The organism is Gemmatirosa kalamazoonensis, from assembly GCF_000522985.1.
GTDB lineage: Bacteria > Gemmatimonadota > Gemmatimonadetes > Gemmatimonadales > Gemmatimonadaceae > Gemmatirosa > Gemmatirosa kalamazoonensis.
On sequence record NZ_CP007129.1, the window covers coordinates 1,042,303 to 1,064,035 of the forward strand.

The 21,733-nt window shown below is 73.2% G+C and carries 14 protein-coding genes; 8 read left to right on the forward strand and 6 right to left on the reverse strand.

The genetic code is table 11. The annotated features are described in order from the left end of the window. Nucleotide 1 precedes the first annotated feature (1 nt). The 3 genes from J421_RS27715 to J421_RS27725 all read right to left on the reverse strand — a co-directional run bounded on the left by J421_RS27715 (nt 2) and on the right by J421_RS27725 (nt 4,762). On the reverse strand, nt 2-1,141 hold the full coding sequence (locus J421_RS27715) for a nucleotidyltransferase domain-containing protein (protein WP_025414373.1): 1,140 nt from the start codon (nt 1,139-1,141) through the stop codon (nt 2-4). Between the two features lie 8 nt (nt 1,142-1,149). Continuing rightward, nucleotides 1,150-2,160 carry an aldo/keto reductase gene (locus J421_RS27720; protein ID WP_025414374.1) on the reverse strand — a complete coding sequence of 337 codons (1,011 nt, stop codon included), beginning with the start codon at nt 2,158-2,160 and terminating at the stop codon, nt 1,150-1,152. Nucleotides 2,161-2,290: 130 nt separating this feature from the next. Beyond that, nucleotides 2,291-4,762 (reverse strand): bifunctional YncE family protein/alkaline phosphatase family protein, encoded by a 2,472-nt coding sequence (locus J421_RS27725; RefSeq protein ID WP_025414375.1) that lies wholly within the window; start codon nt 4,760-4,762, stop codon nt 2,291-2,293. Between the two features lie 122 nt (nt 4,763-4,884). On the opposite strand from J421_RS27725, the gene J421_RS27730 reads away from it, so the two are divergent. Beyond that, nucleotides 4,885-7,326 (forward strand): ABC transporter permease, encoded by a 2,442-nt coding sequence (locus J421_RS27730; RefSeq protein ID WP_025414376.1) that lies wholly within the window; start codon nt 4,885-4,887, stop codon nt 7,324-7,326. Between the two features lie 178 nt (nt 7,327-7,504). Beyond that, nucleotides 7,505-9,526 (forward strand): clostripain-related cysteine peptidase, encoded by a 2,022-nt coding sequence (locus J421_RS27735; RefSeq protein ID WP_025414377.1) that lies wholly within the window; start codon nt 7,505-7,507, stop codon nt 9,524-9,526. 89 nt (nt 9,527-9,615) lie between these two features. Here the strand turns inward: J421_RS27735 and J421_RS27740 are convergent, their stop codons facing one another. Then, a complete protein-coding gene (locus J421_RS27740; protein ID WP_025414378.1) occupies nt 9,616-11,109 on the reverse strand; it encodes a sialidase family protein in 1,494 nt (497 codons plus the stop codon). A gap of 127 nt (nt 11,110-11,236) precedes the next feature. Between J421_RS27740 and J421_RS33200 the strand changes: the two genes are divergently transcribed. From J421_RS33200 to J421_RS27765, 4 genes are all read left to right on the forward strand, one after another. Then, on the forward strand, nt 11,237-13,207 hold the full coding sequence (locus J421_RS33200; protein ID WP_025414379.1) for a hypothetical protein: 1,971 nt from the start codon (nt 11,237-11,239) through the stop codon (nt 13,205-13,207). Next, nucleotides 13,204-15,450, forward strand: a complete 2,247-nt coding sequence (locus tag J421_RS27755) for a neutral/alkaline non-lysosomal ceramidase N-terminal domain-containing protein (protein WP_158508936.1) — start codon at nt 13,204-13,206, stop codon at nt 15,448-15,450. The genes J421_RS33200 and J421_RS27755 overlap by 4 nt, the downstream gene beginning before the upstream one ends. Before the next feature lie 80 nt (nt 15,451-15,530). Next, nucleotides 15,531-16,499, forward strand: a complete 969-nt coding sequence (locus J421_RS27760; protein WP_025414381.1) for a quinone oxidoreductase family protein — start codon at nt 15,531-15,533, stop codon at nt 16,497-16,499. A gap of 13 nt (nt 16,500-16,512) precedes the next feature. Then, complete coding sequence (locus J421_RS27765) at nt 16,513-16,863, forward strand: cupin domain-containing protein (RefSeq protein ID WP_025414382.1); 351 nt, start codon at nt 16,513-16,515, stop codon at nt 16,861-16,863. A 98-nt stretch (nt 16,864-16,961) separates the two neighbouring features. On the opposite strand, the gene J421_RS27770 is transcribed toward J421_RS27765, so the two are convergent. After that, nucleotides 16,962-17,444: a DinB family protein gene (locus tag J421_RS27770; protein WP_236646351.1), complete on the reverse strand. Its 483-nt coding sequence runs from the start codon at nt 17,442-17,444 to the stop codon at nt 16,962-16,964. Between the two features lie 101 nt (nt 17,445-17,545). Here J421_RS27770 and J421_RS27775 point away from each other — a divergent pair, with 101 nt between their 5' ends. Both J421_RS27775 and J421_RS27780 read left to right on the forward strand, forming a co-directional pair. Further along, a complete protein-coding gene (locus tag J421_RS27775) occupies nt 17,546-19,228 on the forward strand; it encodes an alpha-amylase family protein (protein ID WP_025414384.1) in 1,683 nt (560 codons plus the stop codon). 54 nt (nt 19,229-19,282) lie between these two features. Continuing rightward, complete coding sequence (locus tag J421_RS27780) at nt 19,283-20,491, forward strand: hypothetical protein (protein WP_025414385.1); 1,209 nt, start codon at nt 19,283-19,285, stop codon at nt 20,489-20,491. Nucleotides 20,492-20,504: 13 nt separating this feature from the next. On the opposite strand, the gene J421_RS27785 is transcribed toward J421_RS27780, so the two are convergent. After that, a complete protein-coding gene (locus J421_RS27785) occupies nt 20,505-21,569 on the reverse strand; it encodes a hypothetical protein (RefSeq protein WP_025414386.1) in 1,065 nt (354 codons plus the stop codon). Between the last annotated feature and the right edge of the window lie 164 nt (nt 21,570-21,733).

The window sequence follows — 21,733 nt, forward strand, 5'->3', positions numbered from 1 at the left end:
CCTAACGGGGCGGCGGCATCACGCGACGCCGTGCCAATCGCCAGAGGGGACGAAGCGGCCGAAGCAGGCGGTACGCGGTGGCGACGCCGGCGAAGACCCACGGCCGCCGCGGCCCGTCGACGTCCAGCCCGGCGCGCACGAGCGCGAGGCTGTACCACGCCCGATCGCGGATCCGCTCGCGCGAGTCCAGCAGGATGCGCCGCGCTGCGGCACCGACTGGTGCCGCGGCGTCGGCGACGAGCCGGGCGCGCACGTCGCCGGCCAGCCGCCGCGCCGCCGCGTCCCGCTCGATGAGCGACGCGATCGATGCCGGAACGGACGCGTCCAGGAGCTCGATCGCGAGCCGCAGTCCGACGTGGACGATGCGCGACGCGCCGAGCGCCGCGGCCCACCGCAGCATCGCGTCCCACGCGAGTGATTCGCGGCCGACGAGCTCCGCGACGTCGCACGTCCATCGGAGCTGGGACCAGCAGTGAGCGGTGGCATGCACGCAGACGATCGGCAGCAGCTGCTCCGGTGCGAGCGTGTCGACGCGGCCGTCGGCGATGGCGAGTGGGCGGACGTGTGGGAGCAGCTCGTCGGCGTCGAGCGGGAGCCGGAAGCTCTCGTGCGTGAAGCGGCGGTGAAGATCGACGCCGGGGCCCGGTGGCCGCACGAACGAGTGCTCGTTCTCCAGCCGCAGCCGCGAGCGAAAGCCGAGCGCGAGCAGCGCGCGCTTCGCCGCGAGATAGTCGGCCTCGCGCACGAGCAGGTCGAGGTCGTTGAACTCGCGCACGCCGACGTCGCCGTACGCGACGGCCGCCAGCGTCGGCCCCTTGTACGCGATCATCCGGATCCCATCCGCCCGCAGCGCGCCGGCGATCTCGAGGAGCGTCGCGGCCGCGGTCTCGTTCGCGCGCGCGACGGCGCGCGTGCGGGCGGCGAGCGACCGCAGCACGTCGCGCGGCACGCACGACCGGCAGACGGATCGCAGGCTGCGGCATACGAGCGGCGTGACCTTGTGCCGGCGCGCGAGCGCGTCGAGCGCCGCCCAATCGATCCCGGCGCGGGCCAGCCGCCGGACGTGCCGGGCGCCCGGTGGGTCGACGCGCGTCCGCGCGCAGCGGAGCAGCAGCTCGACCTCCGGGCTGGCGCCGGTCATCGCACCGCCTAACGGTCGACGAACGCCATCTGCCGCTCGTTGTAGCGCGGGCCGGCGATGCGCTTCGGCGCGAGCGCGGCGTCGAGCGCCGCCATGTCGCCGCCGGTCAGCGACACGTCCGCCGCGCCGACGTTCTCCTCGAGGCGCGCGCGGTGCTTGGTGCCGGGGATGGGGACGATGTCGTCGCCCTTGTGGAGCAGCCACGCGAGCGCGACCTGCGCGGGGGTGACGCCGAGGCCCGCGGCGACCTCGCGCACCGCGGCGGCGGCACGGACGTTCGCGTCGAAGTTCGCGCCCTGGTAGCGCGGGTCGCCGCGCCGGAAGTCGTCCTCGGGGTACTCCTCGGCGCGCCTAACGGCGCCGGTGAGGAAGCCGCGGCCGAGCGGCGCGAACGGCACGAGGCCGATGCCGAGGTCGCGAAGCACCGGGAGGATCTCGGGCTCGAGGTTGCGCTCCCACAGCGAGTACTCGCTCTGCAGCGCGCTGATGGGGTGCACGGCGTGCGCGCGTCGGATGGTCGCGGCGCCGGCCTCGGACAGGCCGAGGAAGCGCGCCTTCCCCTCGCGCACGAGGTCGGCCATGGTGCCGACGACGTCCTCGATCGGCACCTCGGGATCGACGCGGTGCTGGTAGAGCAGGTCGATGTGGTCGGTGCGGAGCCGCTGCAGCGAGCCCTCGACCGCCTCGCGGATGTGCGCGGGGCGGCTGTCGAGCCCCACGGGCTTCATGTCGAGCGCGGAGCCGGTGCCGGGGCCGATCTTCCAGCCGAACTTCGTGGCGATGACGACGCGGTCGCGCTTGCCCGCGATCGCGCGGCCGAGGAGCTCCTCGTTCGCGAACGGGCCGTAGACCTCCGCGGTGTCGAAGAAGTCGACGCCGAGGTCGATGGCCCGGTGGATCGTGGCGATCGATTCCTTCTCGTCGGCGGGCCCGTACGACTGGCTCATGCCCATGCAGCCGAGGCCGAGCGCGGAGACCTCGAGGCCGGGGGTGCCTAACGTTCGCTTCGACAGCATCATGACAGGAGGAACAGGAGCTGGGTGCCGTTCGTTTCGACAGGATGAACAGGACGGTCAGGATGAGAACCGACAACAACTGCTTCGTTGGTGGTTCTCATCCTGTCCGTCCTGTTCATCCTGTCCAGAAGAGTCAGTATCCGCCGCGCTTCAGCTCGAGCCCCGTCAATCGCCGCGCGCCGGGGTAGGGGACATCCTGTCCCTTGGCCGCGCGCCAGAGGATGCGGTTGAACGTGTCCTCGTCGGCCTGGTCCTCGAAGTCGAGCGCGAGGTGCGCGCTCGCGCGGGCGTCGGGGCCCATCGCGGTGTTGCGCTCGGTGAGCGGCACGGACGGCGTGAGCACGGTGTAGGGGCGCAGGTCCGGCTTGTCGGTCCACACGTCGCGCAGCGGCCGCCCATAGTGGTCGAACTGCGACATCGACGCGAGGCCGAGGATCTCCTCGATGGTGCGCAGGACGTCGGTCGTGTTCGCCCAGCGGTGGTGCACGCCGGGGCGCGCCCACGGCGAGACGATGAGCAGCGGCGAGCGGTGCGAGTCGACGTGGTCGGGGCCGTTCTGCGCGTCGTCCTCGAGCACGAACACCACGGTGCTGCGCCAGAACGGCGTGCGCGACAACGCCTCGATCATGCGGCCGAGCGCGAGGTCGTTGTCGGCCATGTAGGCGGCCGGCGTGGGGCTGCCGCGGCGGGCGCCGGCGGTGTGATCGTTAGGCAGGCGCACGATCTCGAGCGCGGGCATCTGCCCCTGGCGCACGAACTCCTGCAGCTCGGCGATCCACAGGTCCGCGCGGCGCTGGTCGGGGATCGTGAGATCGAAGCCGGGGAACGTGGCGTGGGTGTGGCGGGCGAGGAACGGCTTGTTCCCCTTGTAGCCGCTCGGCATCGGGCCGGCGCGGTCGGCGTCGTCGGGGACGACGAACTCGCCGTAGTTGCGGAACGCGATCCCCTTCTTCTCGGCCAGGTTCCACAGGTAGCCGCTCGCCGGCTCGGCGGCGTCGTCGTCGGGGACGCGGTTGCGGTTGGTCCCCTCGTAGTCGTACGTGCGGCCGCGGCCGGAGTAGTTCGACGGGACGGTCTTCTCGAGATAGTCGGTCGCGTACGCGGCCATGGACCAGTTGTGCCCATCGGGGCTCACCTCGGCGTTCACGAAGAACCGGTCGTAGATGCCGAAGCGCTCGGCGAGCGCGTGGTGGTTCGGCGACACGGAACGCGGGAAGTAGAGCAGCGACGTGTCACCGTCGGCCTGGGTCAGATCCCCGAGGACCTGGTCGTACGTGCGGTTCTCCTTCACGACGTAGACGACGTGCTCGATGCGCGGGTAGGAGCGCCGGGACTCGGCACTCGGGACTCGGGACTCGTCCCATCCGTTCGCGGCGACGACGCGGGCGGTGAGGCGCGCGAGCTCCGCCGCGTCGCCTAACGGCACGATCTGCACGGTGCCGCCGATCTGCCGGAGCGTGGTGTTGGCCGGAGAGCCCTGGTGCTCGCGGGAGAGGATCGGCTGCGGGCCGTCGGGGTTCGGCGCGGTGCCACGCCCCTTGCCGCTGGCGACGAGGAGCGCCTCGCGCGAGGCGAGCACGGCGCACGGGTACCAGCCGGTCGGGATGCGCCCGGCGAGGCGATCGGCGCCGGTGGCGTTAGGCACGTCGGCCGTGGCCGCGGCGAGGTCGAACACCGCGACGGCGTTCGCGTCGGCCTCGGCGACGTAGAGCCGCGCCCCGTCAGGCGCGAGCGCGAGCGCGTTAGGCGTGCTCCCCTCGCCGGGGCCCGACGGGGGCGGGTCCTGCAGCGTGGCGACGACGCGCCGCGCACGCGTGTCGACGACGGCCACGCGGTCGGTGCTGCCGGAGGCGACGAACAGCCGCGTGCCGCGCGCATTGAGGAGCAGCGCCGAGGGGTGGCGCGCCACCGCCAGGCGGCCGGCGTCGCGGAGCCCGCCCGCGTCGGGCGTGAACACGCTCACCGTGTTGCCGCCCCACGCCGAGACGTAGACCGTACCGTCGGGCGCCGCGGCGACCGCGTACGGATAGCGCTCGGTGGCGAGACGCTGCGTGACGCGCCCGCTCGCGACGTCCACCACGGCGAGCGAGTCGGCGAGGTTCTCGGCCACGTACAGCGTGCGGCCGTCGGGCGAGACGGCGACGCCGGCGGGGTAGCGCGTGCCGTTCGCGCGCGGCGCCTTCGTCGCGAGCACGAGGCTGTCGACGAGCGTCGCGCTTCGATCGGCCCACCGGTAGCGGTAGACGACGTCGCCGTTGCCGCCGGAGGCGTACAGCGTGCCGCCGTCGGGACTGAACGCGACGCCGACGAACGCCGCCGGCTGGTCGAGCGTCTGCACGACGGCGCCGGTCGCGCGGTCGACGACCTGCACGCCCTGCTGCCGCCAGCCGCCGAGCAGGAGGACGACGCGGTCGCCTTCCGGTGTGGGGACCATGCCGAGCGGCATGGGGCCGACGTCGACGACGGTGCCGGCGGGGTCGAGCCGCGCGCCGGTGGGCAGGCGGCGCGGGCCGGTGTCGACGGTGGCGGTGCTCTCGCGGGTGCTCGGTCGGCACGCGGCGACGAGGGCGATCGCGCAGAGTATCAGCGGAAGCGGGCGGGGCATCGGGAGTGGGGCGGCGGGTGCCCGTGATACATGCCTCGGGGGCAGGGTGGAGGCAACGTGGGTGGGAGGAAACGCGACGACGCCGTCGCGCGTAGGGCGACACTCTCTTCCAGGACGACGCCATGGACGTGCTCCGCGATCTCCGTCTCACCCTGCGTCAGCTCCGTCGCCAGCCGGGCTTCGTCGCGGTGTCGGTGTTCACGCTCGCGCTGGCGATCGCCGTGGGCACGTCGCTGTTCACCGCCGTGAACGGCTTCTTCTACCGTCCGCTGCCGGTGCCAGGGGGCGCGGAGCTCGTGTCGGTGTTCACGAGCAACTCGGGCGGCGAGGCGCGCGGGGGAAGCTCGTATCGCGACCTCGCCGACTTCGCGCGTGCGGCCGCTCCCGTCGCGCAGCTGACGAGCGAGGCCCGGCTCGAGGCGGCGGTCGGCAACGGCGAGAACGTCGCGCTGCTGAGCGGCGCGCTCGTGTCGTCCAACTACTTCGCGACGCTGCGCGTGACGCCGACGCTCGGCCGCTTTCCGGTCGACGCGCGCGACGACGAGCCGACGATCGTGCTCGGCTACGGTCTGTGGCGACGCGCGTTCGCGTCGGATCCGTCGGCGGTCGGCAGGGCGGTGCGCGTGAACGGCCAGTTCTTCCGCGTCGCGGCGGTCGCGCCGCGCGAGTTTCTCGGGACGATGCGCGAGTTCGTCGACGAGTTCTGGATCGACGCTCGATTCTCGCGGCTGCTGCTGCCGGGCGAGGACGTGCTGAACGGGCGCGGCAACCGGCGCTTCCACGTCGTGGCCCGTCTGCACGACGGCGCGTCGTTAGGCGCGCTGCAGGCGCGGCTCGGCATCGTCGCGGCGCGCCTGTACGCCGAGTACCCGGAGGAGTGGAGCGAGGACCCGGGCCGCGGCCGGCGCGTGACCGCGCAGCGCGAGCGCGACGCGCGGCTCGCCGGCGTGCCGGGGAGCGATCTGCTGCTCGTCGTCGGCGGTGTGACGGCGATGGGGCTCGGGCTGCTCGCGCTGGCGAGCGCGAACCTCGCGAGCCTGCAGATGGCGCGCGCCGCCGCGCGCCGCCGCGAGATCGCGACGCGCCTCGCGCTCGGCGCGGGACGTCGGCGCATCGTGCGTCAGCTGCTCACCGAGACCGCGGTCGTCGCGATCCCGGGCGGTGTGCTCGGGCTCGCGCTCGCGGCCACGGCGTCGGCGGTCGCGGTGCGCTACCGCCCCGCGGGGCTGCCCAACGTCGACCTCGCGCTCGACCTCAGGACGCTGCTGTTCGTGACGAGCGGCGTGCTGCTCGCGCTGCTCGTGTTCGGGCTCGTGCCGGCGCTGCAGAGTCTGCGCGGCGAGGTGCACGCGGACCTGAGGGGTCCCGAGGGCGTCGGCCGGCGCGGCATCCGCGTGGGCGGCATCCGCGGTGGCCTCATCGTCGCGCAGGTCGCGCTGTCGGTGACGTTCACCGCCGGATCGACGCTGATCGTGCTGGCGCTCGCGCGCTACGCCGGCGGTCGCCGCGTGGAGGCCACGCGCGTGCTCGTCGCGCCGATCACGCTGCTGCCGGGCGCGGGCGACTCGCTGCGCGCGGCCGCGCTCGTACGTGACATCGTGGCGCAGCTCGACGAGATGCCCGGCATCGAGGCGGCGAGCGCGGCGCGATACGTCCCGAACATGGGCGAGCGAATGACCGTCCAGGTGACGCAGCAGGCCGCGGATCGCACGAACGCGGCGCGGTCGGTCGACGCGAACGCGATCCGTCCACGGTACTTCGAGGTGATCGGACTGCGACTGCTGCGCGGCCGCGACTTCGACGCGCGCGACATGAGCGTGGGAGCGGCGCCCGTCGCGATCGTGAGCAGCGTGCTGGCCGAGCGACTGTGGCCGGGCGCGGATCCGATCGGCCGAGTGCTGCGCATGAACGAGGACGGGCACATGGTCGAGATCATCGGCCTGGTCGACGAGCAGCGGTCGGCGACGACCACGAAGCCCGGCGAGGGATTGCTGTACCTGCCGATGACGGGCGGCGAGGGCCGACTCGTGCTGCACCTGCGCGTGAGCGGCGGCGGAGCGGCGGAGGCGCTCGCGCCCTCGGTGGCGCGGGCGCTGCGCGCGTACAACGCGGGCGCGGTCGCGTCGGACGTCGAGCCGCTGGCGGACTACATGAACCGCGCGCTGATCCCGCAGCGCGTCGCGGCACGCGCGTCGGGCGTGCTCGCGCTGCTGCAGCTCGCGCTCGCCGTCACCGGGTTGTCGGGACTGGTCGCCTACGTGACCGCGCAGCGTCGTCGCGAGATCGGCATCCGCTCGGCGCTCGGCGCCGGACGCCCGAGCATCCTCGCGCTCGTGCTGCGACAGGGCGTTCGCCTGACGCTGATCGGCGGCGCGATCGGGATGGCGCTCAGCATCGCGGTGGGACAGGTCGTCGCGACGACGCTGCCGGTGAACGCGGCGATCCAGCTCGTCGCGCCGGCCGCGGCGGCGGCGTGCTTCGCGCTCGTCGCCGTCGCCGCGATGCTGTGGCTCGCGCGGCGCGCGCTCGGCGTCGCACCGGCGACGGCGCTGCGCGTGGAATGACCTGGGTCGATCGACCCAAGCGCCTCGTGGCGGGGATCACGATCCTGTCCCCGTGTCGCGGCGTCCGATCACTCGGGTGATGGAAAGGGGCGCGCGGCCGCGTACGTAGTCACGAGCCCACGCGACGGTTAGGCGGTGTCTTCCGCGCCGCGCCGGGCCGCACCCCGAGGATCGACCCATGCAAGCCCTGTCGACGGCGCGCCGGTGGCGCGCACTGACTGCAGTCGCGCTGGCCGCCGCGTCGGTCGCGATCACCGCGTGCGCCGATACCGTGACGGCGCCGCGCGTCGCGCACGCCCGGCCGGCGCTGGAGCTCTCGAACGACAGCACGCGCAGCGGCGCGCCGTCGCGCGAGTGGACCGTGATGGTGTTCATGGCGGCGGACAACAGCCTCGCCGTGCAGGGCGTCGGCGACATCGACGAGATGGAAGCCGCCGGCGTGTCGCCGGAGGTGCAGGTCGTGGTGCAGGCGGAGTTCAACCCGACCGAGTTCGCGCGCGCCGGCTGCGGGCAGCCGAGCTGCGCGCACCTGCCCAACTTCAACACGTTCCGATACGCCATCACCGGCGGCGCGCGCTCGGTCACGGGCCCCGACGGTCAGGTGACCGACATCGGCGACCGCAACATGACCGATCCGGCGCAGATCGCTGAGTTCGTGCGGTGGGCGAAGGACCGCTATCCCGCGAAGCACTACGCGCTCGTGCTGTGGAACCACGGCGGCGGCTACGCGGGGCTGCTCGAGGATCTCACGACCGCGGGCTCGCACCTGATGTCGATCGGCGAGCTGCCGGCCGCGCTGTCGGGCGTGGGCGCGATCGACGTGCTCGACTTCGACATGTGCCTGATGGCCGGCTACGAGACGCTGACCGAGGTCGCGCCGTTCGCGCGCTACGTGGTGTTCTCGGAGGAGACGGAGCCCGGCGAGGGCGATCCGTACACCGGCATGCTCACCGCGCTGCGCGCGCATCCGACCGCCGACGGGCGCGCGGTGGCGGGGATGTTCGTGGACGAGTGGGCGAAGTTCTACGAGAAGCACCGCGCGTCGACGACGAAGTCGGCGTACGACATGGCGGGCTTCGCGCAGTTCACGTCGGCGCTCGACGCGGCGGCGGACCGCCTCACCGCGGCCGTGGGCGACGCCGACGGCAACGCCGCGGTGCACAACGCGGCCGAGCAGGCGCAGCGGTTCGACATCAAGCCGCTCGCCGACATCGGCACGTTCGTGGACGCGCTGCGCGAGCGCGCGGCGGATCCGTCGCTCGCCAGCACGTTGGGCGCGCTGCGCGAGTCGCTCGCGAGCCCCGCGTTCCTCGTGCGCAACACGGCGCGCAAGGGCTCCGCGTCGAACGCGCGGGACGTGTCGCGCGCGACGGGGCTGCACGCGCTGCTGCCGAGCGGCGGCACCGACGACGCGCTCCCGGACGGCGGCCCGCTGAGCTTCGCCGAGTACCGCAAGCTGCTGCCCGAGCGTGCGTGGACGCGGTTCCTCACGGCGTACCTGGAGGGCGGCACGGGCGCGCCGACGACGGCGGCGCTCGACCAGGGCGAGCAGCGGTTCGAGAGCTACGTCGTCTGGGACACGTCGAGCACGTCGCACGGCGTCGACATCGACATGTGGATCCTGGAGCCCGACGGCGGCCTGTACATCCCGTTCCTCGGCACGGTGTCGCCGAACGGGCACCTGACGCCGGACTCGTACGACGGCGGCGTGTCGTACGAGGGCTATCTGACGAACCGGTTCGTGCTGCGCGGCCGCTACTACGTGCTCGCGAACCTGTACGCGGACCCGGCCGACGTGCGACCGCGCTACGACGTGCAGTACCGGTTCGACCAGCAGCGCGAGTTCTCGTCGCTGTACTCGCCGCGCTTCCCGCGCCTGTCGCTGCAGCGCTCGTGGCTCGACGACGAGGACCTCACGTTCGAGAAGCTGGAGGCCGGCGCGTACACGGACCTGCAGATCGCGGCGTGGGTCGACCTCGGCATGGAGAGCAACTCGCTCGCGGCGACCCGCACGTTGAACGCGCCCGACGCGGCGATGCGCGGCGCGTTGCGTGGCGCGGTGCGGCTCACCGCGCCGCAGCTGCAGACGGTGCGGCGCAACCTGATGGCGCGGAGCGCGATGCGGAACGCGGCGCGGATGCGCTCACCGAACGCCGCGCCGGCACGCGCGCTGGGGCTGCGGCCACTCGCGGAGCCCTGACGAGCGTGGAGCGTGGAGCGTGGAGCGTGGGGCGGACGTCGCTCCACGCTCCACGCTCCACGTTCCACGCTCCACGCTCCCCACTCGCTTCAGGGAGTGACGCTGCCGAAGTAGACCTCGAGGTTCGTCGGGAGCGCGCCGTAGGTCCGGCCGGGGCCCGTCCACGTCATGCCCGCGGTCGTCGGGAGCGAGACGATGCCGTCGTAGTCGCCGATGAACGGGCGGATGCCGGCCCCGTCGGGGACGCCGTACTGCGACGGATCCCAGCCCGACTTCGTGACGCGCTGCGTCGCCCACGTCGCGCCGCCGTCGCTGCTGGTGAGGTACGTGACGTCGAACAGGGTGTTGCGCGTCCAGCTCCGGTCGTTGGCCATGAGGTCGATGCGGCCGGAGCCCGGCTCGATGCTCATCTCGACGTTGATCCGGTCACCGGCGCCGGGCGCGACGACCTGCGGCGCGGTCCACCGCGTGAGGTCGGACACGCTCGCCGACGTGAGGAGGATCTGCGCGCGGCCGCCGACGATGTCGGTGTAGGCGACGTACAGGCGCCGGCGCGTCGGATCGAACGCGGGGGCCGGGTACGAGCCGGGTCCGCGGAACTGACTGCCCGAGATGTTGAAGCAGTACGGTGGGAAGAGACACACCGGGTTCTCGAACGTGCCGAAGCGGACCGGCGCGCTCCACGTCGCGCCGCGGTCGGTGGACTGGCTGACGAACATCGCCGTGCCCTTGCCGCCCTGCACCGAGTTGTCGAACGTGAGATACGCGACGCCGGTGCGCGGGTCGGTGACGATGCGCTGGTCCTGGTCGCTGCGCACGGAGCCGCTCGTCACCTTCACGGGCGTGGAGAACGACCGTCCGCCGTCGACCGACGTCGCGACGTACACGGGCGACCGCGAGCCGTAGCCGTTGAACTGCGCCCACGTGACGTAGATGGTCCCGTCCGTCGCGACGTGGATCGCCTCGTGATCGGGGAACTGGCCGGTGGATCCGCGCGCGTGGCCGTCGCCGTTGAACGCGCTGACGAGCGTGAGCGGCTGCGCGCCGCCGGTCGTCCACGTGCGGCCGCCGTCGGTGGAGCGGCTGAGGAGGAGTGCGACGCCGTACGGCGGCGTCCCCTGGTACCCGAAGCACGCGAAGTACGCCGTGCCGTCCGGCCCGAACGCGACCGCGGGGTCGCCGCCGTAGTCGTAGAGGCCCGTGCCGGCGACGAACGGATCGTTCGTGTACTTCGTGATGCCCGGCACGAACCCGTTAGGCAGCGTGCGCGTCCAGCTCCGGCCGCCGTCGAACGTCGCGTTCACGCCGCAGCCGTCGTTGTAGTTCCAGTCGTTGTTGCCGGTGATCATGTTCGCCGGATCGAGCGGGTTCACGGCGAGCGGCGTCTCGTTCTGCGCCGTGGTGTCGTTCGACACGTCGACGACGAACGAGGGGCCGCCGCCGCCCGCGGCGTAGCTCGGCGCGGCGGGCGCGCGAGGGACGGAGGGGTCGTCGATGCCGAGCGCGCAGGCACCGAGCGAGACGCAGAGACCGAGGGTGCCGAGCTGCTGGATGCGTCGCGCGAGCGGGGGGTGCGACGTCATGAGGCTTTCTCCGGGAAAGAGGCAGTGGCAGCGACCGGGAGGCGTGCTGACTTACGTCGCGGTGTACGCCGAGGCAAGGCGCGGCGCCGTGATGGACAGCCGGTACGGCCGCCCGTAGCTTCGCGCGATGGCTCGCCGCGCGCCGCTCATCCCGCTCCTCGTCGCGCTCGCGAGCGCGTGCGGCGCGCGGGCACCGCGCGAGACGCTCCGGCTGTATCCGCCGGACGCGACGGCGCGGCTCGACCCGAACGGGTTCCTGCTGAACCCGCGGTGGCTCGGCACGGCGCCCGGCGAGGTGCCTAACATCGAGCAGCGCTGCCGGTTCCGCGTCGCCACGGCGCACCTCGAGCGCCGCACGCCGGTCGTCACGCGCGACGGCTGCCTGTCGGAGGACGAGCGACGCGTGGTGACGCTGAACGAGGCGGCGCCGACGCTGGTGCTCGGCGCGGTCTGCGTCACTGGCGGCAAGACGGGGAACGTGCGCGGGCACGTGAACTGGTTTCCCGTCACGGCGACGGGGCTGCTGCGGTGGGACTCGTACTCGCCGTCGGCGGTGACCGACCAGGACGTGACGCTCCGCTTCCTGACGCGGGCGCCCAACGCGGTGGCGCACGCGAACGAGCCGTTCGGCGCCGGCGACGACCCGTCGCCCGGCGACACGGCGCGCGCCTACCACATCGAGTTCTACAACCGCGAGACGCTCGAGCGGCTCCCCGACGCCGCGCACGGGTTCTGGCGCACGCTGAAGTCGGCGATGCTGTCGCGCGACGCGGCGCGCGCGCTGCTGAAGGACCGCGTCGCCACCGTCACCGGCGTGTTCGGCGTGGACGGCGTGCACGGCTTCCAGTCGGAGCTGCACCCGGTGTTCGCGATATCGGTGCTCGCTGGCGTGGAGCGCAGCGCGGACCGCGTGACGGAGCAGTGGGCGGTGATGGTGCGCAACCTCGGCAGCGAGGGCGATTGCAGCAGCGGCACGCTGCCGCTCGTCACGTCGCCGCCGACGGACACGGTGCAGGACTTCGTCGTCGACCTCGGCGCGATCGCCGGCGCGGAGCGGCCGGACGTGCGGCTCCGCGACGCGTGGACGTCGGACGCGCGCTTCGTGCCGCGCGCCGAAGTCGTGGCGGAGGCGAGCGGAGCCTGGCGTGTGTACGTCCACGTCAGGCACCCGCGCCCGCGGCCCGCGGAGCCGGACTACCTGTTCCTCGGCACGATCGAAGTGGAGCGCGCGGCGCAGCCTAACGAGATGCCGGCGGCGCGGCTCGCGTCGTGGCTGCCGCCCGCGGACGCGCGGCCGCCGGTGCAGCTCCCATCGACCGGCGCGATGACGCGGCTCGTGGCGCCCGAGGGAGGGCCGCCGCCCGCGGTGCCGCTCGCGGCGACGGCGATCACCGGCAGCCCGGGCGCCACCGCGCTCGTGCGGCAGCGCCCCGTGTACCTCGCACCGATCCCCGCGCAGTCGATCGTCGACGACGCGGCGACGCACGCGCCACCCACGATCGCGCGCGCCGAGCGGACGCCGGGGTGGCCGCTCTTCGACTCGGTGCTCGTGGGCTGCGTCACGGAAGGGCGGCGCGACCCGATGTGTCGGTCGGGCGAGCGCATCACGTTAGGCGCGACGTACTCGGACGACGGCGGGCTGCGGCCGTTCGCCGCGCTCTACCTGTTCCCGCACCGGCGCGTGTACGAGCAGGAGAACTCGTTCCTGCAGATGTTCCTTCACGTGCTCGGCTACCGCTTCGACGTGCGGCGCGACCGGTACGTGCCGTTCGTGCGGCGCGACAGCGCGGTGATCTACGAGGCGCCGCGCGATGGCTGGTCGCTCCGTGCGTCGCCGTTCGTCTCGCCGAACACCGTGCGGCTCGGCGACCACGTGGTGCTGATGCCGTACTCCATCGCGAACGTCGGCGTCTCGACGCTCGGCTGGCGGCGCACGCAGCTCGCGGGCGGGCTCGGCGGCGGCCTGCACGCGCAGCTCTGGTACACCGACGTGCTCGCGGAGGCGCAGCGGCTGTCGCGCGCGGGGCACTACGGGAGCCAGTGGACGCTGTCGCTCGCCGCGCTCGCGCCGATCCCCGGGCCGTGGGGGCGCCGGTGAGGCCACGCCGCATCGCGTGGCTCGTCGCGGCATGCGTCGCGTGCATCGCGTCGGCGTGCTCGCATACCACGCCGCTGCTGCGGGCGCTCGCGCCGCTCGGCTGCGAGCTGTCGGAGACGTGCAACGCGGCGGCGCCGGTGGTGGTGCCGGCGTATCGGTTAGGCACCGCGACGTGGCATCCGGGACGGCTCGTCGCCGGCGCAGCGCGCGTGGACATCACGCCGCCGGTGGGCTTCCCGACGGGCGGGCACGGGCCGGCGGGCGGCTTCGCGCGCGCGTACTGGACCCGCCTCCACGCGCGCGCGTTCTTCTTCGCCGATGCCGACGGACGCCCGCTGATCCTGGTGTCGTGCGATCTGTTCGCGGTGCCCGGCGGGCTCGCCGCGGCGGTGAGCCGCGCGGTCGCCGAGCGATGGGCGGACTCGGGGCTCGTCGTCCCGCCCGAAGCGGTCGTCATCGCGGCGACGCACACGCATCAGGGGCCGGGGAACTTCCTCACCGCGGCGATCTACAACCAGTTCGCCGCGACGTACCAGGGGTTCGACGCGGCGCTGTTCGACTTCCTCGTCGGCCGCGTCACGCTCGCCGTCGACTCGGCGATCGCCGACGCGCGGCACGGCGGCGCCGCGACGCTCGTGCGCCAGTCGGCGCGGCTGCCGGACACGCTGCTGCTCAACCGCTCGCCGGAGACGTTCCTCGCGAACTGGAACGCGCAGGCGCTGCTCGACCGGCTCGAGCCGCGCGAGGTGAAGTGCGCGCCGACGATCGAGCGTGGCGAGGCGCTCGCGACGGGATGGACGCTGCCCGGCTGTCCGCGACGGCGCGCCGCGGATCCGACGGCGACGGTGCTCTCGGTGGAGCGCGCCGGCCGGCGCGTCGCGTCGCTCGTGTTCGTCGCCGTGCATCCGACGGTGCTGGACCACGGCGCTCCGCTCTACAGCAGCGACTTCCTCGGCCAGGCCGTGTCGACGATGGAGCGACGCGGCGGCGAGATCGTCGGCGTGTTCAACGGCGCCGAGGGCGACGTCGTGCCGAGCCGCGGCGCGCGCGACATGCGCGAGGTGCGGCGGGTGGCGGACGCGATGACGACGGCGCTCGACGCGGTGCGCGCCGCGCCGCGGGACACGATCGTCGTGGCGTCGATCGACGCGCGGCGCGCGCTGCTCGTGCCGGGCGCCGACTACGGCGGCGCGCTCCGGCTGCCGGCCGACGCGGTCGTCGGCGTGCCGGCGTTAGGCGGGGCGGAGGACGACCGCCAGGTGCTGCACGCGCTCGGCTGGCACGAGGGCGTGATCCGCGTGCCGCGCGAGGGACAGGGGCTGAAGCAGCCGGCGCTCGATGCGGACCTCGTGCCGCTCCGGCTCACCCCGTTGTTCGCGCCGCGGTGGAAGTTCCCGGCCGAGCTCCCGGTGACGCTCGCGCGGCTCGGCACGCTGCGCATCGCCGCGGTGCCGTTGGAGATGAGCACCGCGCTCGGCCTCGCGCTCCGCGACAGCCTCGGTGGCGGGCCGCTCGAGCTGGTGGGCCTCGCGAACGAGTACGCGTCGTACACCGCGACGGCCGACGAGTACGCGCGCCAGGACTACATGGGCGCGTCGACGCTGTGGGGCGCGGGCGAGGGGGGGGCGCTGATCGCCGCGCTGCGGTGCCTAACGGGCGCGCCGATGGTCGACTGCGCGCGGCTCGTGCGTGCCGACCCGACGGTCGTGCCGGCGCGCACGTATCGCCCGGGCAAGAAGCCGGACGCGTCGGCGGGCGCGAATCGCGTCGGCGCGTCGTGGGTGGGCGACTCGCTGCCCGCCCCGGACGACGGCTTCGCCGACGTGCTGCGCGACGTGCGCGGCGCGCCGGCGCGCGCGCTGCCGTACTTCGAGTGGACGGAGACGGTCGCGGTGCGCGACGAGTTCGACGCGGCGGCGGCGCGGCGCGTGGAGATCCTGGAGCAGCGCGGCGACGGCTGGGTGGTGCGCACCACGCCGCGCGGCACCCCCGACGACGACGGCGACGCGGGCGTGCTCACCGTGCTGCGCCAGGGGCGGACCGCGTCGGCGGACGCGGGCGACGCGCACCGCTGGGCGGCGATCTGGCTCGCGCCGGCGCTGGAGGACGCGCTGCCGGCGGGGACCTACAAGTTCCGCGTCACCGTGCAGCACGCGGGCACGACGGTGGTCCACGAGTCGTGCCCGTTCCGGGTGCGGTGGCCCGCCGCGCGGCGCGAGCAGGCGCGCACGAACTGCGCCTAACGGTCCGGCCGGAGCGCCGCGCGGTCCGCCGATCGTGCAGATTACGGCGGACGTGATCCACGACACGACGGAGGAGGGACATGCGAGCGATTCGGGTGCACGCGCCGGGCGAGGCGGAGGCGATGCGGCTGGAGGAGGCGGCGGATCCCACGCCCGGCCCCGGCGAGGCGGTCGTGCGGTTGGAAGCGATCGGCGTGAACTTCATCGACGTCTACCGCCGCAAGGGGCTCTACCCGCAGCCGCTGCCGTTCACGCCGGGGAGCGAGGGGGCCGGAACCGTCGTCGCCGTGGCGCCCGACGTGACGACGGTGCGCGTCGGCGACCGCGTGGCGTCGGAGTCGCTGGTCGGCGCGTACGCGGAGCTGGCGGCGGCCCCCGCGGCGCGGCTCGTCGCGCTGCCTCACGGCGTCGACACGCGCACGGGTGCCGCGGTGATGCTGCAGGGGCTCACCGCGCACTATCTCGCGACGTCGACGTACCCGCTGCAGCCGGGGGACGCGTGCCTCGTGCACGCGGGCGCGGGCGGCGTCGGATTGTTGCTCTGCCAGATCGCGTCGCGGCGGGGCGCGCGCGTGATCGCGACGGTGTCGACGGCGGAGAAGGAGGCGCTCGCCCGCGCGGCGGGGGCGCACGACGTGATCCGCTACACGGAGCAGGACTTCGTGGCGGAAGTGAAGCGGCGCACCGGCGGCGCGGGCGTGCCGGTGGTGTACGACTCCGTCGGCCGCACGACGTTCGACGGGAGCCTCGACTGCCTGGCGCGGCGCGGGATGCTCGTGCTGTTCGGCCAGTCGAGCGGGCCCGTGCCCCCGGTGGATCCGCAGATCCTGAACCGCAAGGGCTCGCTGTTCCTCACGCGTCCCACGCTCGCCCACTACACCGCGACGCGTGACGAGCTCGTGGCGCGCGCCGACGAGCTGTTAGGCTGGGTGGCCGATGGATCGCTCGACGTGCGCGTGGGCGCGACGTTCCCGCTCGCCGACGCCGCGGACGCGCACCGCGCGCTCGAGGGGCGCGCGACGACGGGCAAGGTGCTGCTCATTCCCTGACGGAGGCTGCTCCATGGACGTCGTGAACCTCGAGGCGAAGCTGGCCACGTTCGCCGAGCACTTCCAGCCGCGCACGGTGGGCGAGTTCAACGGCCACGACCTGATGGTCGCGAAGCTCCAGGGCCCGTTCCGGTGGCACGCGCACGACGACACCGACGACTTCTTCCTCGTGCTGAAGGGGCGGCTGACGATCGAGCTGCGCGACCGGACCGTGTCGTTAGGCCCCGGCGAGCTGTTCGTCGTGCCGCGCGGCGTGGAGCACCGGCCAGTGGCGGAGGAGGAGGTGCACCTGCTGCTCATCGAGCGCACGGGAACGCCGAACACCGGCGACCCGGCGACGGCGGCGCCGCGGCGGGTGATCTAGGTGACGGCAGCTCTCACGCGGAGACGCGGAGCACGCGGAGAACACCGAGAGATTTTGATCGTCTCCGCGTCCTCCGCGGCTCCGCGTGAGCCGATCCTCTACCGTGCCGCCTCCGGATCCGGCAGCTCGGCCGGCGCGAGCGCGCCGATGCCGCGGCGGTCGCCGGTGATGGCGCGGCGGTGGTAGTCGAGCTGGCCGAGATGGTAGGCGAGGTGCGACGCGAGGTGGATGATGTAGTCGCGCGTGAGCACGTCGTGCCCCGCGACGCGCTCCGGGTACACGGCGTCGAGCCAGTCGTTCGGCAGCGCGGCGAGCGTGCGATCCACCGCCTCGGTGGCGGCGTCGATCTCGGCCAGCAGCTCGGCGCGCGGCACGTCGCGGCGCGAGAACTCGGCGTCGCGGTCGCGCACGTAGCCCGAGTTGCCGAGGACCGCGCCGATGTAGTGCTGCAGGTTGCCGGCGATGTGGAGCACGAGCGTGCCGCCGGCGTTCGGCAGCCCCGCGGGAACCTGCCACAGGCTCGCCTCGTCGGGGTACGCCTCCACCGAGCGGCGCACGGCGCCGAGCTCGCGATGGAGCACGGTCTGAAGCGTGGAGCAGAGCACGGAATCACTCCGGGTGCGGTGTCTCCCCGGAATCTAGCGGGATGCGACAGCCCGGTCCTTGCATCGGGCCCGCGGGCATGATCGAGGACCTCTGGTACAAGAACGCCGTCATCTACAGCCTCTCGCTCGAGGCGTTCATGGACGGCAACGGCGACGGCTGCGGCGACTTCGAGGGGCTCACCCGCCGCCTCGACTATCTCGAGTCGCTCGGCGTCAGCGCGCTGTGGCTCGGCCCGTTCCAGCCGTCGCCGTGGCGCGACAACGGCTACGACATCAGCGACTTCTACGGCGTCGATCCGCGCTTCGGCTCGAGCGGCGACTTCGTGGAGTTCATGCAGCACGCGCACGGCCGCGGCATCCGCGTGCTCATCGATCTCGTCGTGAACCACACGTCGGATCGACACCAGTGGTTCCAGGAGGCGCGCCGGGATCCCGCGTCGAAGCACCGGAGCTGGTACGTGTGGTCGAAGACGCGGCCGAAGAACTGGAACAAGGGGATGGTGTTCCCCGGCGTGCAGACCAGCACGTGGACGAAGGACGCGGAGGCGGGTGCGTACTACTACCACCGCTTCTACGACTTCCAGCCGGACCTGAACATGGACGACCCCGACGTGCGCACGGAGGTGCGGCGCATCATGGGGTACTGGCTGCAGCTCGGCGTCTCCGGCTTCCGGGTGGACGCGGTGCCGTTCGTGATCGAGGGATCGCCGGGCCCGTCGGGGCGTACGCCGCCGCTGCACTTCGAGTATCTCGCGCAGATGCGCTCGTTCCTCGAGTGGCGCACCGCGGGCGCGATCATGCTCGGCGAGGCGAACGTGCTGCCGCCGGAGAACAAGAAGTACTTCGGGGCGCACGGCGACGGCATCCACATGATGTTCAACTTCTTCGTCAACCAGCACCTGTTCTACGCGCTCGCGTCGGGGGACGCGCGGCCGCTGGCGAAGGCGCTGCTGGCGACGAAGGCGCTGCCGCCGAGCGCGCAGTGGGCGCATTTCCTCCGCAACCACGACGAGCTGGACCTCGGCCGCCTAACGGACGAGCAGCGCGCGAAGGTCATGGAGCGGTTCGGGCCGACGCCGGAGATGCAGTTGTACGATCGCGGCATCCGCCGCCGGCTCGCGTCGATGGTGGGCGAGCGGAGCCAGCTCGAGCTCGCGTACAGCGTGCTGTTCGCGCTGCCCGGCACGCCGGTGCTGCGCTACGGCGACGAGATCGGCATGGGCGAGGACCTGAAGCTGAAGGAGCGCGACGCCGTGCGCACGCCGATGCAGTGGTCGGCCGAGGCGCACGGCGGCTTCTCGACGGCGGAGCGGTGCGTGAAGCCGGTGCTGTCCGACGGCCCGTACGGCTTCCGCCACCTGAACGTCGAGTCGCAGCGGCGCGACCCGAACTCGATGCTGAACTGGACCGTGCGCATGATCCGCCTGCGCAAGGAGTGTCCCGAGATCGGCTGGGGCACGTGGCGCGTGCTGCCGACGCGCGCGCCGGAGGTGCTCGCGCTCTGCTACTCGTGGCGCGGCAACACCGTCGTCACGGTGCACAACTTCAGCGGCGGCCCGCGCGAGGTGCGCTTCTCGCTCGACGGCGTGGAGGGCGGCGACCGGCTGTCGAACCTCATGGTGAACGACGAGCAGCACGCCGACGCGGGCGGCGTGCACCGCGTGGCGCTGGAGGCGTTCGGGTACAAGTGGTACCGCGCGGGAGGGCTCGGCTACGCGCTGAAGGCGCGGCGGGACAGTGGGGCGGGCGTGGCGTGGTGACGCCGTAGCGCACCGGTGGCATCTTTCGGGAGTTCCCGCACGCTGGAGGTCCCGATGCCGCGCCGGATCATCGTCCTCGTCATGCTGCTCGCGCTCGGCCTCGTCGGCGGGAGCGTGTACGCGAGCGCGCGCGGACGCACGCGCCAGCCGCCCCCGGCGAAGCACAATACGCCGCACGACATGCCGCACGCCGCCGCGGGCGGTCACGCGTCGCACGAGATGCACACCGCCGCGTTCGACTGGGGCGCGGCGAGCGACCGCGACCTCGACGTCGCCGCGATCTTCCTCACCGCGCGCCGTGCCGGCGTGCGTCCCGCGCTCGACTCGCTGCGCACGGCCGCGGCCCGCGACTCGAACCTCGCGCTCATGGGCCACGTCGTCGCGCACGCGCTCGGCCGCTTCGCCGTCGCGCGCGCGCACGACGACCCGAAGGTGTTCGCGCTGTGCACGCCGGAGTTCGAGGCGGGGTGCTGGCACGGCGTGATGGAGGGCTACTTCACGTCGCCGCGCGCCGCGTCCGACTCCGCCGTCGCGCGCCCCGCGCTCGACGCGCTCTGCCCGTCCATCGTCGCCGCGGGGCGCGCGCGGCTGCCGCTGCTCGAGTGCGCGCACGGCATGGGGCACGGCCTCACCGCACGGGCCCGCAACGACATCACGCGCGCGCTCGCGGGGTGCGACGCGCTGTCGGCGCCGGACATGCGCGGCGAGTGCCACGACGGGGTGTTCATGGAGATCGCGGTGCGCGCGACCGAGCCGCGCGCGGGCACGAACGACGCCACGTTCCTGCGCAAGGCCGACCCGCGCTTCCCGTGCGACAGCGTTGCCGCCGCCTACCAGCCGTCGTGCTGGGAGTACCAGCCGATCATGGTGGACGAGCTGACGCACGACGTGTCGCGCACGGCGAAGTTCTGCGCCGAAGCGCCGGAACCGTCGATGGCCGCGTGCCACCACGGGCTCGGCAAGCAGAGCACCGGCTGGTTCGGCGACGAGGCGTCGGTGATCACCGTCTGCCGCATGGGCGTCGCGCGGCACCTCGGTGCGTGCCTCGCCGGCGCCGCGGAGAGCTACATCGACGAGACGTGGACACCGGGGCGCGCGCTCGGCCTGTGCCGCGCGGCGCCGGCCGACGCGAAGGACGCGTGCTACGCGATGGTCGGCGCGCGCATGGCGCTGATCCACGACGCGGCGGCGACGGCGCGCGACTGTGCCGCGGCGGAGCCCGCGTACGTGGACGTCTGTCGACGCGGGCCGGAGCGCCGCTGAACGTCCAGCGCGCTCACTGCGGCGGCGCTCCCCGGCCGAACACGATCAGCGCGAGCGGGTGCGAGATCTCCCGGTAGTCCTTCAGCGCGGACCCGGGGAGCCACGCGAACTGCTCGTCCTGCACGGCCTGCAGGATGGTGAAGTAGTCGTACGTGAACAGGCCGTGCAGCCGGAGCTCGATGCTCGCCCCGTCGTCGTCGTTCGCCATCAGCGCCGCGACGCGGTCGTCCTCCGGCGTGCCGGCGTAGGTGTAGATCTTCAGCGGATACGGACCGCTCTCGCCCACCCACACGCGCGCGAGCGCCACGTGGTCGCCGCCGTTCGTGAGCGCGCGCAGGTACTCCTTGCCGATGTGCGCGTCGACGATGACGAAGTTGCCGCAGCGGCCGGCGTCGGTCTTCGCGCCCTCTTCCAGGAACTCGTAGCGCACCGCGCTCGTCGAGCCGCGCTGGCGCACGAACAGCTTCCGCTCCTCCAGGCACGCCACCGCCGACGCGTCGGAGATGTGGCGCATGCCCGGGAAGGCGTGGATCAGGGGCAGCAGATCGACGTGCTGCGCGCCGCACGTGAGCCCGATCGCCGGGTGCAGCTCGAGGACGTGATCGGGATTCGAGCCGCCGGTGGTGCCGCCGGAGCTGTGCTCGCTGAAGATCCGCGGGAAGCCCGTGACGTCGCACTGCTTGTGCGTGACGTGCTGGTTGAAGTAGTCGATCCACGCCGCGGCGATCGGTCCCGTCTGCGCGATCTGCGGCACTCGGCGCTTGCAGACGTTCGGCGGCTCGACGACGATGCCGGCCGGGTTCGCGAGCACGCCGTGGCCGAGCGGCCGCGCCGCGACATGCAGCTCGCAGTCCTGGTCGAGCGGATGGACGCCGGAGTGCTCGCCCATCGCGAGCGTCACCGTCCAGCGCGCGCCGACCGTACGATCGTTAGGCCCGGACGTCGCGAGCGAGTCGAGGAACGCGCGCCGCAGCGAGAACGTGACGTCCGACGGCACCGGGTCCGTCGGCTGCGCCCGGCCGCGGGTCGCGGTGGCGAGGGCGGCGAGCAGCACGACGGCGTGGCGGCCTGCCAGCATGGAGGTGTCTCCCAGCGTGCCCGGGGGAGAGCACGCATCTGGTGGCGCGCGCGTCCGTGACGGCGTCGTCGACCGGCCGGGCGGCGCGCCGAACGTGTGGCACCACTGTGGCACTGTCAAGCAATGCCGTCGCCGCCTCGCTGGCGGCCACAGTGTGGGGCGCG

Coding starts and splice junctions, on each gene's coding strand:
- J421_RS27715 (WP_025414373.1), bottom strand. CDS start 1,141: ATGACCGGCGCCAGCCCGGAGGTCGAGCTGCTGCTCCGCTGCGCGCGG.
- J421_RS27720 (WP_025414374.1), bottom strand. CDS start 2,160: ATGATGCTGTCGAAGCGAACGTTAGGCACCCCCGGCCTCGAGGTCTCC.
- J421_RS27725 (WP_025414375.1), bottom strand. CDS start 4,762: ATGCCCCGCCCGCTTCCGCTGATACTCTGCGCGATCGCCCTCGTCGCC.
- J421_RS27730 (WP_025414376.1), top strand. CDS start 4,885: ATGGACGTGCTCCGCGATCTCCGTCTCACCCTGCGTCAGCTCCGTCGC.
- J421_RS27735 (WP_025414377.1), top strand. CDS start 7,505: ATGCAAGCCCTGTCGACGGCGCGCCGGTGGCGCGCACTGACTGCAGTC.
- J421_RS27740 (WP_025414378.1), bottom strand. CDS start 11,109: ATGACGTCGCACCCCCCGCTCGCGCGACGCATCCAGCAGCTCGGCACC.
- J421_RS33200 (WP_025414379.1), top strand. CDS start 11,237: ATGGCTCGCCGCGCGCCGCTCATCCCGCTCCTCGTCGCGCTCGCGAGC.
- J421_RS27760 (WP_025414381.1), top strand. CDS start 15,531: ATGCGAGCGATTCGGGTGCACGCGCCGGGCGAGGCGGAGGCGATGCGG.
- J421_RS27765 (WP_025414382.1), top strand. CDS start 16,513: ATGGACGTCGTGAACCTCGAGGCGAAGCTGGCCACGTTCGCCGAGCAC.
- J421_RS27775 (WP_025414384.1), top strand. CDS start 17,546: ATGATCGAGGACCTCTGGTACAAGAACGCCGTCATCTACAGCCTCTCG.
- J421_RS27780 (WP_025414385.1), top strand. CDS start 19,283: ATGCCGCGCCGGATCATCGTCCTCGTCATGCTGCTCGCGCTCGGCCTC.
- J421_RS27785 (WP_025414386.1), bottom strand. CDS start 21,569: ATGCTGGCAGGCCGCCACGCCGTCGTGCTGCTCGCCGCCCTCGCCACC.